We start from the raw sequence: 13,521 nt of genomic DNA, 5'->3' as shown, positions 1-13,521 counted from the left end.
TTTCTCTTTTACCCAGTATAATGAGTGGAAAACTTGGGTTAGAGATTGAAGGGAGAGATTGGGATGGCTGGTATTGTCTATTTGGTAGGTGCGGGTCCGGGTGATCCGAAGCTGATTACGGTACGAGGCGTGGAGTGCATTCAGCAAGCGGACGTGATCGCTTATGACCGCCTCGCCAATCCGGTGCTGCTCGACTACGCCAAGCCGGGCGCGGAGCTGATCTATGTCGGCAAGCTGCCGGACCGCCATTCCTTGCCGCAGGAGGAGATCAATGCGCTGCTCGTCGCCAAGGCGCAGGAAGGCAAAGTGGTGACGCGTCTGAAAGGCGGCGATCCGTTCGTCTTTGGCCGCGGCGGCGAAGAGGCGATGGAGCTGAAACAGCACGGCATTCCGTACGAAATCGTCCCCGGCATCACCGCCGGCATCGCAGCACCAGCCTATGCGGGCATCCCGGTCACGCAGCGTTTCGTGTCGTCCTCCTTCGCGGTGGTCGCGGGCCACGAGTGCCCCAACAAAGAGCAGTCCAGCATCCGCTGGGACAAAATCTCTACGGCAGTTGACACGATCGCTTTTTATCTTGGCGTCAAAAACCTCCCTTTAATCTGCGAACAGCTCATCACGCACGGACGCGACCCGTTGACGCCCGTCGCCATCATCCACTGGGGCACGATGGCCGAGCAGAAAACGGTCGTCGGGAATTTGGAAACGATTGTCGGCATCGCCCGCGAAGAGCAGATCTCCAACCCGTCGATCATCCTGGTCGGCGACGTTGTGAATTTGCGCGAAGAGATCAAGTGGTTTGAAGGAGACTCCGGCTTGTAAAAGCCGGAGTTTTTTTGTTCCAAAGATTGCTGGGACAGTATATAGTTAATAATAGAACGTGGTAAAAATTTCTGAGGATACAGGTGGAGAAGCCAATGATCAAAGAAATCCGTCTCAAGAACTGGAAAAGTTTTAAAGACGCGACCCTTTATATAGATCCACTGACCGTTTTGATCGGAACTAATGCCAGCGGGAAGTCCAATGCGCTGGATGCCATCGAGTTTTTGAAGATGGTTGTGCAGGGGAAGGATTTTGATTCGATTTTTAAGGAGTTACGAGGCGGGGCAGAGTGGGCATCATTAAAACCGGGACATGAGTTTGAATTGGAGGTCCTTATAGAAATAAATGGGGAAACTGACTATTTATACAGTTTATGCATTGATAAATTGCCTAAGGCGGTCATGAAATCCGAGCAACTTATTGCAATTAGGACGGATTCAATGGATAAAGAAGTTATAGGCAGCTTTAATGAGAGTTCGTTTAGGATACAAGGTGAGAATCTGGGTATCATTCCTACAGATTATGAAGTTTTTGTTAAGAAAAGTTTTATATGGGGGAGTTTTTACGGACAAGTTCTTAAGGCAAAAGTTTCGGATTTAATACTTATCGAAGCGGCCTTGACGAGAATGTTTATTTTTGATCCAATTCCGTCTAGGATGCGTGACTATGCCCCTTTTTCAGAAAAGTTAAGTAAAAATGGCAGTAACTTATCGGGAGTTTTGGCCGCCCTCCCAAATTCAGAAAAAGCGGAAGTAGAAAAAACTCTAGCCCGCTATGTATCCCATCTTCCTGAGAAAGACATTCGAAAGGTCTGGGCTGAGCCTGTTGGCAGGCTTCAAAAAGACGCGATGCTGTACTGCGAAGAGGAGTGGATTCCCGGACAGCCTCCCACTTTGGTAGATGCAAGTGGGATGTCTGACGGGACGCTTCGCTTTTTAGCTATCCTTTCGGCACTTCTGACTAGCCCGCCCAACAGCTTAATCGTGATCGAAGAAGTCGACAACGGACTCCATCCATCCCGTGCCGGGCTTTTGCTCCAAATGATCCGCGAGATTGGCACCAAGCGCAACATCGACGTACTTGTAACCACTCACAACCCTGCGCTCCTCGATGCACTTGGCCCGGAGATGACGCCGTTTGTCACCGTGGCACACCGCAATCCGGACACCGGGGTAAGCGAACTGACACTCCTCGAAGACATTCAAACTTTGCCAAAGCTGCTGGCATCCGGCCCGCTTGGAAAAGCAGTTACACGAGGGGAGCTTGAAAAAACCCTTTCCAAAGAACACACCGACAAGGATGCCAAACAATGAATAAAGTGCTGATCATCGACACGTCCATGCTCTGCTGTTGGCTGCAAGTTCCAGGGAAAGAGACCTGTGGAACCACTGAGGATCAATGGGACTTCCAGCGCGTGAATCATGAGATACAAGAAGAGATCGCAGCCGGTTCAACGCTGGTACTGCCCCTAGCCACCATCATCGAAACAGGCAATCACATCGCCCAAGCGAACGGCGACCGTTTTTCCATCGCACAACAACTGGCAGCTTTGATGAACGATGCAGCCGATATGCGATCACCTTGGGCGGCGTTTACGGATCAGTCTGTCCTATGGGAAAAAGAAGGCCTGAAACGCCTCGCAGAAGAACTCCCCCAAATGGCGACCCAGAAGATCTCCATTGGAGACGTCACGATCAAAACCGTAGCCGACCACTACGCCAAAATAGGAAGCCAAGTCGAAATATTTACCGGTGATGCCGGTTTAAAATCATATCAGCCCTCTATTCCGATTCCCCAACCAAGACGACGTAAAAAATAGACCCAACTCCGGCCCCTGCAAAAGCCGGAGTTTTTGCGTCCATAGGCAAATGCCTTCCCTCCTGCATATCATGAGGTGAATGGAGGGGAAGGGCATGGAGTTTGCGGTGATGCCGGATTATCTCTATGGGGCATCGGTGCGCGTGAACGGGAAATGGCTGGGCGTGATCGACGAGCGTCCGCTGAAGTTTCGGATCAGGGATGCGGGGGCGTTTACCCTGCTGGTGGAACTGTCGCCGCTGCAAAGCGACCCGACCGGGGATGTGGTCGCGGTGCCGTTTGCGCGCGTGATCAAGATCAAGGACGGGGAGATCGTGCCGCCTGAAGTCGAGACGGACGGGTCGATCCACATCCGCAAGGCGGGCCGGAGCTGGCAGCTCCATTTTGTCTATCCGAAAGTTGAAGTGCTCGGGCAAGGGCTGGAAACTTTGCTGCTGCCCCTGCAGACCGAGTCGGCCGATTTTGACCATGACGGGCGGCTCGACGTGGCAGAGACGTTTGCGACCAACCTGCGCGGGCATGTGCGGGTAAAGTCGGCGACCGGGCAAATTTTGCTGCAGGAAGTCTACCCGGACAGCGCGGTGCGCATCGAGGCGGCCGATCTGACCCGGGACGGGCGGCCCGACCTGCTGATCTTCTGGCGGGGGGCGCAGGATGAGCCGTACATGCAGCTCTGGGACGGCGCGGACGCTTCGATAAGCACGTTTGAAGGGTTCACCGGCATCCGGCGTGCCGCCCGGGCCGAGGTCCTGTTGGAAAAAAAGTTGCAGACGCCGTTTCGCGAGACGGTGGGGCTGTACCGCTACCAGCCGGTGCCGCACGAGTCGCCGCAGTTTCAGCTGGTGCGCGCCGAAGACCGCACCTTGCAGCGCGCCGACGTCGAGGCGGAGACGGTCGAAGCGTTCCTCTCGTCGGTGGAAGCGGGCGACCGCAAAGGGGCTGCGCTGTATCTGGCCAAAGGTTTCCCGCTGCCCGACTTGCATTTTTACGGGCATGAGATCGAAAGCGTGGAAGGCGCAAAGTCGGCGGTGTCCGTCTACGAATGGTTGACGCCAGGCTATTACGATGTGGAAAAATACTTCGCGCTCGATCTGGTTCGCCAGCCCGATGCGGTCAGCGAGTGGAAGATCCGCGCGATCAAACCGAGAGTTCATGGCAAATAGCGCCGTGGACTCTTTTTATGCTATAATTTCTAAATGGTTTCCAGACGAGAACGGCTTTGGAGGTGCGGTGATGAGCATCACATTGAAAGATGTTGAACATATCGCCAACCTGTCGCGCCTGACGCTGACAGATGACGAAAAGGTGAAAATGACCGAGACGCTCGGCAAAATCCTCAATTTCGCAGGGGAGCTGCAAGAGTTGGACGTGGCCAATATCGCCCCGACCACGCACTCGATGCCGCTGCAAAACGTGCTGCGCGAAGACGCGGCCCGCCAGTGGCTGACCCAGGACGAAGCGCTGTCGCATGCACCCGACCAATCGAACGGACAATTCCGTGTGCCTGCGGTGATGGAGGGATAACCAATCATGTCGCTGTTAGACGCGTCAATCCGCGAATTACATACGAAGATCACCAGCAAAGAAATCAAGCCGTCCGAACTGGTCAGCGCATCACTTGATCGGATCAGCGCGACGGATGAAAAAGTCAAAGCGTTCCTGCACGTAAACGGCGAGCAGGCGCTGTCCGCAGCGCGGAAGATGGACGAGCACATCCCGGCCGATGCCGGTCTGCTGTTCGGCATTCCCGGCGCTGTGAAAGACAACATGAATGCCAAAGGCCTGCCGACGACCTGCGCGTCGAAGATTTTGGCGAACTACGTGTCGGCGTATGACAGCACGGCCGTCGCCAAGCTGCAGGCTGCAGGCGGCATCTCCGTCGGCAAAACCAACATGGACGAATTCGCGATGGGCTCGTCCGGCGAGAACTCCGGCTTTTTCCCGACGCACAACCCGTGGGATCTGGAGCGCGTTCCGGGCGGTTCGTCTTCCGGCTCGGCAGCAGCGGTGGCGGCGGGACAAGTTCTCTATGCGCTAGGCTCCGACACGGGCGGCTCGATCCGCCAGCCTGCAGCGTACACCGGCACGGTTGGGCTGAAACCGACCTATGGCCTCGTGTCCCGCTTTGGCCTCGTTGCCTACGCTTCCTCGTTCGACCAGATCGGCCCGATCACCCGCACGGTGGAAGACAGCGCCATCGTGCTGCAGGCGATCGCCGGACATGATCCGCTCGATTCCACGTCGGCGAACGTGGAGATTCCGAACTATCTCGACGCTTTGACCGGAGACGTGAAAGGGCTGCGCATCGGATTGCCCAAGGAGTATTTTGAAGAAGGTCTCGACCCGGCTGTTCGTGAGCAGATCGAGCAGGCGATGGAAACGTTCAAGGGGCTCGGCGCGACGTTTGGCGAAGTGTCCCTGCCGCACACCAAATACGCGGTGGCGACGTACTACCTGCTGGCGCCGGCCGAAGCATCGTCCAACCTGGCGCGCTTTGACGGCGTGCGCTACGGGGTGCGAGTGGAAGCGGACAGCCTGATCGAGATGTACAAGAAAACGCGCGGCGAAGGATTTGGCGATGAAGTGAAGCGCCGGATCATGCTTGGCACCTACGCGCTGTCGTCCGGCTACTACGATGCGTATTACCTGCGCGCGCAAAAAGTGCGGACGCTGATCAAGCAGGATTTTGACAACGTGTTTGCCGACTATGATCTGATCCTGTCCCCGACAGCGCCAACGACGGCGTTTAAGCTCGGGGAAAATGTGGACGATCCGCTGACGATGTACCTGAACGACATCTACACCATTCCGGTCAACCTCGCAGGGATTCCGGCGATCTCCGTGCCCTGCGGTTTGGCGAACGGGCTGCCGGTTGGCTTGCAGCTGATCGGGAAGGCGTTTGATGAATCGACATTGCTGCGCGCCGCGCACGCCTTCGAAGGGGCGGCAGGTTTCACGGCGCGTCCGGCGCTGTAAGGAGGAGAGCGAAGATGACCCTGACCCAGTCGAAATACGAAACTGTCATCGGGCTGGAGATCCACGTCGAGATGAGCACGAACTCGAAAATTTTCTGCGGCTGCTCGACCGAATTTGGCGCGCCTCCGAACACCAACGTCTGCCCGATCTGCCTCGGCCATCCGGGCGTGTTGCCGGTGCTGAACCGCGAAGCTTTGAACAAAGCGATGAAGGCGGCAATGGCTCTGAACTGCACGATTGGCACCGAGAGCAAATTTGACCGCAAGAACTACTTTTATCCCGATTCGCCGAAAGCGTACCAGATCTCGCAGTTCGACAAGCCGATTGGCGAGCACGGACACATCGAGATCGAAGTGGGCGGCGAGACGAAAAAGATCCGCATCAACCGCGTGCATCTGGAGGAAGACGCGGGCAAGCTGACCCACGCCGAAGACGGCTCGTCCACGCTGGTCGACTTCAACCGCGTCGGTGTGCCGTTGATCGAGATCGTCTCCGAAGCGGACATTCGCACGCCGGAAGAAGCGAAAGCCTATCTGGAGAAGATCAAAGCGATCATGCAATACTGCGACATCTCCGACTGCAAGATGGAAGAAGGGTCGCTGCGCTGCGACGCCAACATTTCGCTGCGCCCGTGGGGGCAGGAAGCGTTTGGCACCAAGCGCGAGTTGAAAAACATGAACTCCTTCTCCAACGTGCAAAAAGCGCTCGAATACGAGCAGGCTGCCCAGGCGGAGATGATCGAAGGGGCAATCGAGATCCAGCAGAGCACCTTGCGCTGGGACGATGCGGCGAAGAAAACGATCACCATGCGGACGAAAGAAGACGCGCACGATTACCGCTACTTCCCGGAGCCGGACTTGGTGCAACTGTCGATCGACGAAGCGTGGATCAACTCGATCCGCGTCGCGATCCCGGAGCTGCCGACCGCAAAGAAAGCCCGCTACATCGCCGAACTTGGCCTGCCGTCCTACGATGCGGACGTGCTGACCGCTTCCAAGCACGTCGCCGACTTCTTTGAAGCGACGGTGGCGAGCGGGGCGGACCCGAAAGCGGTCTCGAACTGGATCATGGGCGACTTCCTGCGCTACCTCAACCAGCACAACTTGGAGATCACCGAGGCGAAAGTCCAGCCGGTGCAGCTTGGCGCGATGATCAAAATGATCGAAGAGGGTAAGATTTCCCTCAAAATTGCCAAAGATGTCTTTAAGGACATGTTGGAAACGGGCAGCGATCCGGCCAAGATCGTCGCGGAAAAAGGTCTCGTGCAGATCTCCGACGAAGGGGCATTGGCCGGGATCATCGAGGAAGTTCTTGCTAACAATCCGAAATCTGTGGAAGACTATAAAGCGGGGAAAGAGCGCGCCATCGGCGCACTGGTTGGCCAGGTGATGAAAGCGACGAAAGGCCAGGCCAACCCGGGCGTTGTGAACAAACTCATTTTGGAGCGCATGAACGCGTAGTCTGACTCGTACTCTTACTAGAGGACCCCAAGCGGTGTAAGGCTTGGGGTTTTTCACAGCATGTCTTTTTCAGGAGGTGTCGCTCGATGCGGCGACCGCGTGCAAGACTCATTTACAACCCCAGCGCCGGCAAGGAAGCGCTGCGCAACCATTTGCCGGATGTGCTTGATATTTTAGAACAGGGCGGCTTGGAAGTTTCGTGTGCGATGACACACGGCGCGAACGACGCGATCGTCGCGGCGCGCCAGGCTTCGGCCGAGCATTTTGATTATGTGATCGCAGCGGGCGGGGACGGCACGATCAACGAGGTCGTCAACGGCCTCTCGACGCTCGATTACCGCCCGACGCTTGGCATTTTGCCGGCGGGCACGACCAATGACTTGGGACGGGCGCTCGGCATTCCGCGCGATTTGAAAAAAGCCTGTGAGATCATCGTCCAGCGCCATGCGAGGGAGATGGACGTCGGCAAGATCGGCGACGACGGCTATTTTATCAACATCGCCGGCTGCGGGCGGCTGACCGAGCTGACCTATGAAGTGCCAAGCAAGCTGAAGACCCACCTCGGGCAGCTGGCCTACTACGTGAAGGGGCTGGAAAAGCTGCCGGGGCTGAAATCGATCCACATGGAGATCGACTCGCCGGATTTTGCTTATGAAGGCAAAGCGATGCTCTGCCTGATCGCCAATTCCAACTCGGTGGGCGGTTTTGAAAAACTGGCTCCAAACGCCAAACTGAACGACGGGCTGTTTGACGTGATTTTGATCAAGCAGGTCTCCTTGCCGGAGCTGATCACCTTGGCGCGGATGGCGATGAAAGGCGATCATACGAACAGCGACCGCGTGGTGTATTTCCAGACCGAGTCGTTGACGATCTCCTCCTCGGACCTGGTCGAACTGAATCTGGACGGCGAATTTGGCGGACATCTGCCCCAGACCTTCCGCTGCCTGAAGCATCATTTGAAAGTGCTGGTTGCACCGCCGGAAGAAGGCGGGAGGCTGTTGCTGCCATGACGCGGACGCGCAAGGGAAGATTTGTTGATGAGCCGTTTCCGAATCTGTGCGACTGGGTCGCGCACCCTGACGTGCCAAGCCCGGCGGGCGGCACGGTGGTCGCGGCGTGCACCGCGCTGGCGGCGTCACTGTCTGAGCTGATTCTGCGCGTGACGAAGAACCGCCTGGTCAAGAAAGGCGAAGGGACGGAGCGCGTGGAAGAGCTGCTGGCGGAAGCGGCGACGCTTCGCGTCCGCCTGCTCGACTACGGCGAAGGCGATGTGTATGAGGCGCAAAAGATCATCCAAGGCGAGCGCAACGCCTGTGTGCGCAAAGATGTGGGCAGCCCGGCGAAGATCGCCGGAACGATTGTGAAAGTGCTGCGGCTCGGGAATGAGATGGCCCCGATGGTCGGGAAGGCCCTGCACAGCGATGTGCGCGTGATCGCCTACCTCGCCTATGCCGGGGTGATGGGCATCACCGAGATCTGCTACGCCAACATCCGCCTCGCAGGCGGCGCGGATGACGAACTGATGGCCCGCATCGAGCGCTGGCGCACCGAAGCGGCCGAACTCCGCGACAGCATGTTGTCGCGCACCACGTAAGGAGACTTGTCCCCATGGCGAAACCGAAACTGCAGGTACCTGTAGAGAAAAACCAATATATCGAGCTCGACATCACCGGCCTCGGCCACGAAGGCGAAGGCGTCGGGAAGTATGAAGGCTTCACTGTGTTTGTGCCGCGCGCCTTGCCGGGTGAGCGGGTGAAGGCCAAAGTGATCCGTGTGCAGAAGACCTACTCCAACGGCCGGCTGATCGAAGTGCTGTCCGGCACGGAGAGCCGCACCGAGCCGCCCTGCCCGATTTTTCATCGCTGCGGCGGGTGTCATCTGCAGCACATGACCTATGAGGCGCAGCTGAAGCACAAGCGCCAGACGGTCGTCGATGCCTTGACACGCATCGGCAAGCTGGAAGATGTGACCGTACACGAGACCTTGGGCATGGACAACCCGTGGCAGTACCGCAATAAGGCGCAAGTCCCGCTCGGCGAGATCGACGGACGTCTGGCCGTGGGCTTTTATGCGCCGCGGACGCATGACATTATTGAGATGCAGAGCTGCGATATTCAGCATGCGTATAATGATGAGATTGTACATACGACAAAAGAGATTCTGCAGGAGCTGGCGATTCCCCATTATGAAGAGGAGTCCGGGCGAGGGTTGGTGCGGCATATTATTGGCCGGGCAGGTTTCCATACCGGGGAGACGATGCTCGTGCTGGTGACGAACGGGCGGAAGATTCCTAATAAGGATGTGCTGGTGGATCGCTTGCGTGCGCGGATTCCGCATCTGGTGAGCATCGTGCAGAACATCAACATGGAGAAGACCAACGTCATTTTTGGGAAAGAGACGCTTACGCTCTGGGGGAAGGATACGATTACTGATACGATCGGGGATATTAAGTTCGATATCTCAGCAAGATCGTTCTTCCAAGTGAACCCGGTGCAGACGGAAGTGCTGTACGGGAAGGCGCTGGAGTATGCGAAGTTGACAGGTACGGAGACGGTGATCGATGCGTACTGCGGCATCGGGACGATCTCCCTGTTCCTGGCGCAAAAGGCGAAGCAGGTGTACGGCGTGGAGATCGTGCCGGAAGCGATTGAAGATGCCAAGAAAAACGCTGCGCTCAATGAGATCACCAACGCCCACTTCGCAGTAGGCGAGGCCGAGACGGTCATCCCGAAATGGTACCGCGACGGCGTCCGCGCCGACGTACTAGTCGTCGACCCGCCGCGCAAAGGCTGCGACGAGCAACTGCTGGCGACGATTGCCGAGATGAAGCCAGAGCGTGTGGTGTATGTCAGCTGCAACCCAGGGACGCTGGCGAGAGACCTTCGTTATTTGGAGGACAACGGCTACAAGACGGTGGAAGTCACGCCGGTAGATATGTTCCCGCATACGTTCCATGTGGAGTGTGTGGCGTGGCTTGAGAGAAAAAATAATTAAGACGTGCGGTCTTGGAGCTTTGTTGTGAAGTCCCCTTGAAAAAGGGGGCTTTTTTGTATTGGCTTGAATTGGGTGAAAAACGTTATACTATTTAAAATGTTAGATAAGGAGAGATAGCCTTTGACGAATAAGATTGATTACAAGAAAGATTTTAAACAACTCTATCTGCCAAAAACGGTCCCGGCAATTGTGGAAGTTCCGAAGATGCAGTTTTTGATGGTCAGTGGCTCAGGAGACCCTAACGGCGAGAAATTTACCGAGGTCGTGGAAGCTTTGTACAGTTTAAGTTATGCCGTGCGAATGTCATATAAAAGTGCTGAGGTTCCGGATGGTTACTACGAATATACGGTTTTTCCGCTAGAGGGTGTATGGGACTTGCTTGATCGGACCAAGCCAGCGACAGACAAAAGCAATCTGAAGTACACAATGATGATCCGCCAACCTGATTTTTTGACTGAACCATTGTTCCAACGGTTTCTGGAACAGACGAAAAGGAAAAAGAAGAACCCTTTCCTGGATGAAGTCCGGTTTGAGCACGCGGAAGAAGGACTTTGTTGTCAAATGATGCATATTGGAAGTTTTGATGAAGAGCCAAAAAGCTTTGCTCAAATGGAAGCGTTCTGCGTAGAGAATGGATTTATCCGTAGCAGCAAAATTCATCGGGAGATCTATTTGTCTGATCCTCGAAAGACGAAACCGGAGAAGATGAAAACGGTGTTACGATTTCTAGTTGAAAAACGCTGATACAAGCTCAGAGGGGATATGGTCTTCATAGAGGAGGCGTGTGAGGTGGGAGGAATGGATTGGTTCAAAGTAATGCCTGACCCCTCACTAATCGGCACACTTTCGCTCATTTGAAACGCTATAGCTGCTTATCCGTATGCATGAATAAGAGTTACGGCAATTCGAAGGAGTGTACATGTAAATGCTTAAAAAGTTGATGGCTCAAATGGGTGTTGGCGCTTCGAAAGTGGACTTGGTGTTAGACAAGCAGCATGTTGAACTTGGCGAGGAATTAAAAGGGTTCTTTCGGATCGAGGGCGGTGCAGTCGAGCAGCAGATCAACCATATTTCGGCCGAGCTGATCATACAGTTTTACTATCGTACCCAGTTGTACACTCATACTGTGGCGACGATTCCGATCGCTTCGTCTTTTATCATTCGCCCGGGTGAGAGCAAGGAACTGCCGTTTCATTATCCGCTCTCGGCGAGGTTGCCGATTACTCGAAACGGGATTAGCTATCACATTAAAACCAGATTGGACATTGCAGACGGCATCGATGACTCGGACCGGGATTCGGTGCACGTTTGCCCACCGGAGCGCTTTAACTCGATTGTTCGGGCACTGGATATGCTGAGGTTCCGTGAAAAACTTGATTCCGGCAAATTCAATGGTTCCACGCAAGAGTTTGAGTTTTCTCCCACCGGTGTGTTCAACGAGAAAGTGCAAGAAGTGGAATTTGAGGCTGCGCTGGAACAGGACGGCATTCGCCTGTTGTTAGAGGTCGATATGTTCCAGTTTCTTGGTTTCGGCGAAAAAGAATTGAGACAGCAGATCTTCCTTCGCAACGAGCAACTGTCCGATGCGCGGGCGTTGAGTCACCATTTGGAAGCTGTCATTCAGGAAATGACCCAGAATCCGCAAGCGTACCCGGCATCCCGTTATCGTTCTGGGCTTGGCGGGGCGATCGGCAGTTTGGTTGGCGATAAGGTCGGGATTGGTTGAAGGATTGGACAATGGTATACTGAATGTGAATAGGAGGGAGTAGAATGAATCGTTTTCAACAAATCCTGGAGTTCAATCAGCAGTTCGTAGAAAACAAAGATTACGTTCAATTCCAAGCGTCCAAATACGACGACAAAAAAGTCGTAGTCGTCTCCTGTATGGACACGCGCTTGACGCAACTGCTTCCGCAAGCGATGAACCTGAAAGCTGGAAAAGCCAAGTTTATCAAAGATGCAGGTGCGATCGTTGCTCACCCGTTTGGCAGCGTCATGCGCAGCATCATCGTGGCCATTTATGAACTGAATGCCGACATGGTGGTTGTGGTAGGTCATCACGATTGCGGAATGAGCAGCATCAACCCAAACGCAACTTTGGAAAAAATCAAAGATCGCGGTATCTCTGAGGAGACGATCGATACGCTCAAAGCGTCTGGCATCGACTTGGAAAAATGGCTGCACGGATTCGACAGCGTGGAAGATTCCGTCAGAGGAAGCGTCGACCTCATTCGAAAGCATCCGCTAATGCCAAAGGATGTTCCAGTCCATGGTATGGTCATCGACCCTGAGACAGGAAAATTGGACGTTGTTGTGACTGACGAGCAGTAACAGATACATACGACAAGCAATGATTTAAAATTTGCCGCCCGCGTAGAAAAAGACGATCCGCATTTGGATCGTCTTTTTAATCGTACCTATTTATTTCCGCCAAAAGGTGGAGCAGTCTGCCTTATCCGCAATATTAAACTCGATCATTCTCTCAAGCAATGAGAAATCAACCGGACGCTCCCACTTGATACGCATCAACAGCTTGGTATGATCATAGCCAGCCTGCACAATTTGATCAGCAAAATGATGAATCCCAGCCGCTTCCGGGGCAACCGCCAGATGCTGTTTGGCTACGCTAAAGCCGATAATATAGGTGCCATGATCGGTGAACATAGGCTGATTCCAGGCGATTTTTGGCACTAGATTTGGAAACTTCGCAGCCACCCAAGCTAAAACTTCTTCCGTTCGCGCCCGATGTTGCGGGTTATCAAGTTGCGCTACATAGTCTGTAAAAACTTCCACGCTGTTCCCCCCGTTCTTTCATAACTTTTTCAACTTCCATAGATCATACACCAACTCCTTCTTCTAGGGAACCTTGTGCTGCAGACAAGGGGCTATTTTGCGATTTTATGGTAGAATTAACATATCAATCGAATCGAAGGAGCCTGCCCACATGCAAAAAATCTCCCCGTACCTCTGGTTTAACGGCAACGCGGAAGAGGCGATGAACTATTACGTCTCGATCTTCAAAAACTCCAGAATCACCTCGCTACAGCGCCTCGGTGACGACGAAGCGGTTTTTTCCGGGACGTTTGAATTGGAAGGTCAGACCTTTATGGCGCTGAATGGCGGTCCGCATTACACGTTCACGCCGGCGATCTCCTTGTTTGTGAACTGCGAAACGCAGGAAGAAGTGGATGAACTGTGGGAGAAGCTTTCCGCAGGCGGTGAGGTCATGAAGTGCGGCTGGCTGACCGACCAGTTTGGCGTGTCGTGGCAGATCATCCCCACTGCGCTCGGCGAACTGATGCACAGCTCCGACCCGGAGAAATCGGCACGCGTGATGCATGCTTTGTTGCAGATGGACAAGATCGACATTGCAGCGTTAAAGCAAGCGTACGAGACCCCGTAAAAGAAAAAGTCCCCCTTCTTTCAAGCGAAGGGGGACTTTTTTGGGGTT

15 protein-coding genes are annotated in these 13,521 nt (G+C 54.5%); 14 read left to right on the top strand and 1 reads right to left on the bottom strand.

The window, feature by feature from the left end:
• Positions 1-63: 63 nt before the first annotated feature.
• The 13 genes from cobA to CBW65_RS02855 all read left to right on the top strand — a co-directional run bounded on the left by cobA (position 64) and on the right by CBW65_RS02855 (position 12,401).
• On the top strand, positions 64-822 hold the full coding sequence (gene cobA, locus CBW65_RS02915) for a uroporphyrinogen-III C-methyltransferase (protein WP_087455514.1): 759 nt from the start codon (positions 64-66) through the stop codon (positions 820-822).
• A 95-nt stretch (positions 823-917) separates the two neighbouring features.
• Positions 918-2,135, top strand: a complete 1,218-nt coding sequence (locus CBW65_RS02910) for an AAA family ATPase (protein WP_087455513.1) — start codon at positions 918-920, stop codon at positions 2,133-2,135.
• Positions 2,132-2,641, top strand: coding sequence for a hypothetical protein (locus CBW65_RS02905; RefSeq protein WP_087455512.1), 510 nt, complete (start codon positions 2,132-2,134; stop codon positions 2,639-2,641). Before CBW65_RS02910 ends, CBW65_RS02905 begins: the two co-directional genes overlap by 4 nt.
• 94 nt (positions 2,642-2,735) lie before the next feature.
• Entirely contained in the window at positions 2,736-3,803 is a 1,068-nt protein-coding gene (locus tag CBW65_RS02900) for an FG-GAP repeat domain-containing protein (RefSeq protein ID WP_087455511.1), read from the top strand.
• Between the two features lie 70 nt (positions 3,804-3,873).
• Entirely contained in the window at positions 3,874-4,164 is a 291-nt protein-coding gene (gatC, locus tag CBW65_RS02895) for an Asp-tRNA(Asn)/Glu-tRNA(Gln) amidotransferase subunit GatC (protein ID WP_198299736.1), read from the top strand.
• A gap of 6 nt (positions 4,165-4,170) precedes the next feature.
• Positions 4,171-5,616: an Asp-tRNA(Asn)/Glu-tRNA(Gln) amidotransferase subunit GatA gene (gene gatA / locus CBW65_RS02890; RefSeq protein WP_087455509.1), complete on the top strand. Its 1,446-nt coding sequence runs from the start codon at positions 4,171-4,173 to the stop codon at positions 5,614-5,616.
• Positions 5,617-5,630: 14 nt separating this feature from the next.
• Complete coding sequence (gene gatB, locus CBW65_RS02885) at positions 5,631-7,076, top strand: Asp-tRNA(Asn)/Glu-tRNA(Gln) amidotransferase subunit GatB (RefSeq protein ID WP_087455508.1); 1,446 nt, start codon at positions 5,631-5,633, stop codon at positions 7,074-7,076.
• A gap of 86 nt (positions 7,077-7,162) precedes the next feature.
• Positions 7,163-8,086, top strand: coding sequence for a diacylglycerol kinase (locus CBW65_RS02880; protein ID WP_087455507.1), 924 nt, complete (start codon positions 7,163-7,165; stop codon positions 8,084-8,086).
• Positions 8,083-8,670 carry a cyclodeaminase/cyclohydrolase family protein gene (locus CBW65_RS02875; protein ID WP_087455506.1) on the top strand — a complete coding sequence of 196 codons (588 nt, stop codon included), beginning with the start codon at positions 8,083-8,085 and terminating at the stop codon, positions 8,668-8,670. Before CBW65_RS02880 ends, CBW65_RS02875 begins: the two co-directional genes overlap by 4 nt.
• Positions 8,671-8,684: 14 nt before the next feature.
• A complete protein-coding gene (gene rlmD / locus CBW65_RS02870) occupies positions 8,685-10,070 on the top strand; it encodes a 23S rRNA (uracil(1939)-C(5))-methyltransferase RlmD (protein WP_087455505.1) in 1,386 nt (461 codons plus the stop codon).
• Positions 10,071-10,190: 120 nt separating this feature from the next.
• Positions 10,191-10,814 (top strand): GyrI-like domain-containing protein, encoded by a 624-nt coding sequence (locus CBW65_RS02865; RefSeq protein ID WP_087455504.1) that lies wholly within the window; start codon positions 10,191-10,193, stop codon positions 10,812-10,814.
• A 181-nt stretch (positions 10,815-10,995) separates the two neighbouring features.
• Complete coding sequence (locus tag CBW65_RS02860) at positions 10,996-11,796, top strand: sporulation protein (RefSeq protein ID WP_087455503.1); 801 nt, start codon at positions 10,996-10,998, stop codon at positions 11,794-11,796.
• Positions 11,797-11,840: 44 nt separating this feature from the next.
• Entirely contained in the window at positions 11,841-12,401 is a 561-nt protein-coding gene (locus CBW65_RS02855; RefSeq protein ID WP_087455502.1) for a beta-class carbonic anhydrase, read from the top strand.
• Positions 12,402-12,491: 90 nt separating this feature from the next.
• Here the strand turns inward: CBW65_RS02855 and CBW65_RS02850 are convergent, their stop codons facing one another.
• Positions 12,492-12,863 (bottom strand): iron chaperone, encoded by a 372-nt coding sequence (locus tag CBW65_RS02850; protein WP_087455501.1) that lies wholly within the window; start codon positions 12,861-12,863, stop codon positions 12,492-12,494.
• A gap of 151 nt (positions 12,864-13,014) precedes the next feature.
• On the opposite strand from CBW65_RS02850, the gene CBW65_RS02845 reads away from it, so the two are divergent.
• Positions 13,015-13,473 (top strand): VOC family protein, encoded by a 459-nt coding sequence (locus CBW65_RS02845; protein ID WP_087455500.1) that lies wholly within the window; start codon positions 13,015-13,017, stop codon positions 13,471-13,473.
• The last annotated feature ends 48 nt before the right edge of the window (positions 13,474-13,521 follow it).

The sequence above is a fragment of the Tumebacillus avium genome, from assembly GCF_002162355.1.
Lineage (GTDB): Bacteria > Bacillota > Bacilli > Tumebacillales > Tumebacillaceae > Tumebacillus_A > Tumebacillus_A avium.
Note: the sequence above shows the minus strand (reverse complement) of the source record. Positions and strands in the feature narration are given on the sequence as shown.

Coding starts and splice junctions, on each gene's coding strand:
- cobA (WP_087455514.1), top strand. CDS start 64: ATGGCTGGTATTGTCTATTTGGTAGGTGCGGGTCCGGGTGATCCGAAG.
- CBW65_RS02910 (WP_087455513.1), top strand. CDS start 918: ATGATCAAAGAAATCCGTCTCAAGAACTGGAAAAGTTTTAAAGACGCG.
- CBW65_RS02905 (WP_087455512.1), top strand. CDS start 2,132: ATGAATAAAGTGCTGATCATCGACACGTCCATGCTCTGCTGTTGGCTG.
- CBW65_RS02900 (WP_087455511.1), top strand. CDS start 2,736: ATGGAGTTTGCGGTGATGCCGGATTATCTCTATGGGGCATCGGTGCGC.
- gatC (WP_198299736.1), top strand. CDS start 3,874: ATGAGCATCACATTGAAAGATGTTGAACATATCGCCAACCTGTCGCGC.
- gatA (WP_087455509.1), top strand. CDS start 4,171: ATGTCGCTGTTAGACGCGTCAATCCGCGAATTACATACGAAGATCACC.
- gatB (WP_087455508.1), top strand. CDS start 5,631: ATGACCCTGACCCAGTCGAAATACGAAACTGTCATCGGGCTGGAGATC.
- CBW65_RS02880 (WP_087455507.1), top strand. CDS start 7,163: ATGCGGCGACCGCGTGCAAGACTCATTTACAACCCCAGCGCCGGCAAG.
- CBW65_RS02875 (WP_087455506.1), top strand. CDS start 8,083: ATGACGCGGACGCGCAAGGGAAGATTTGTTGATGAGCCGTTTCCGAAT.
- rlmD (WP_087455505.1), top strand. CDS start 8,685: ATGGCGAAACCGAAACTGCAGGTACCTGTAGAGAAAAACCAATATATC.
- CBW65_RS02860 (WP_087455503.1), top strand. CDS start 10,996: ATGCTTAAAAAGTTGATGGCTCAAATGGGTGTTGGCGCTTCGAAAGTG.
- CBW65_RS02855 (WP_087455502.1), top strand. CDS start 11,841: ATGAATCGTTTTCAACAAATCCTGGAGTTCAATCAGCAGTTCGTAGAA.
- CBW65_RS02845 (WP_087455500.1), top strand. CDS start 13,015: ATGCAAAAAATCTCCCCGTACCTCTGGTTTAACGGCAACGCGGAAGAG.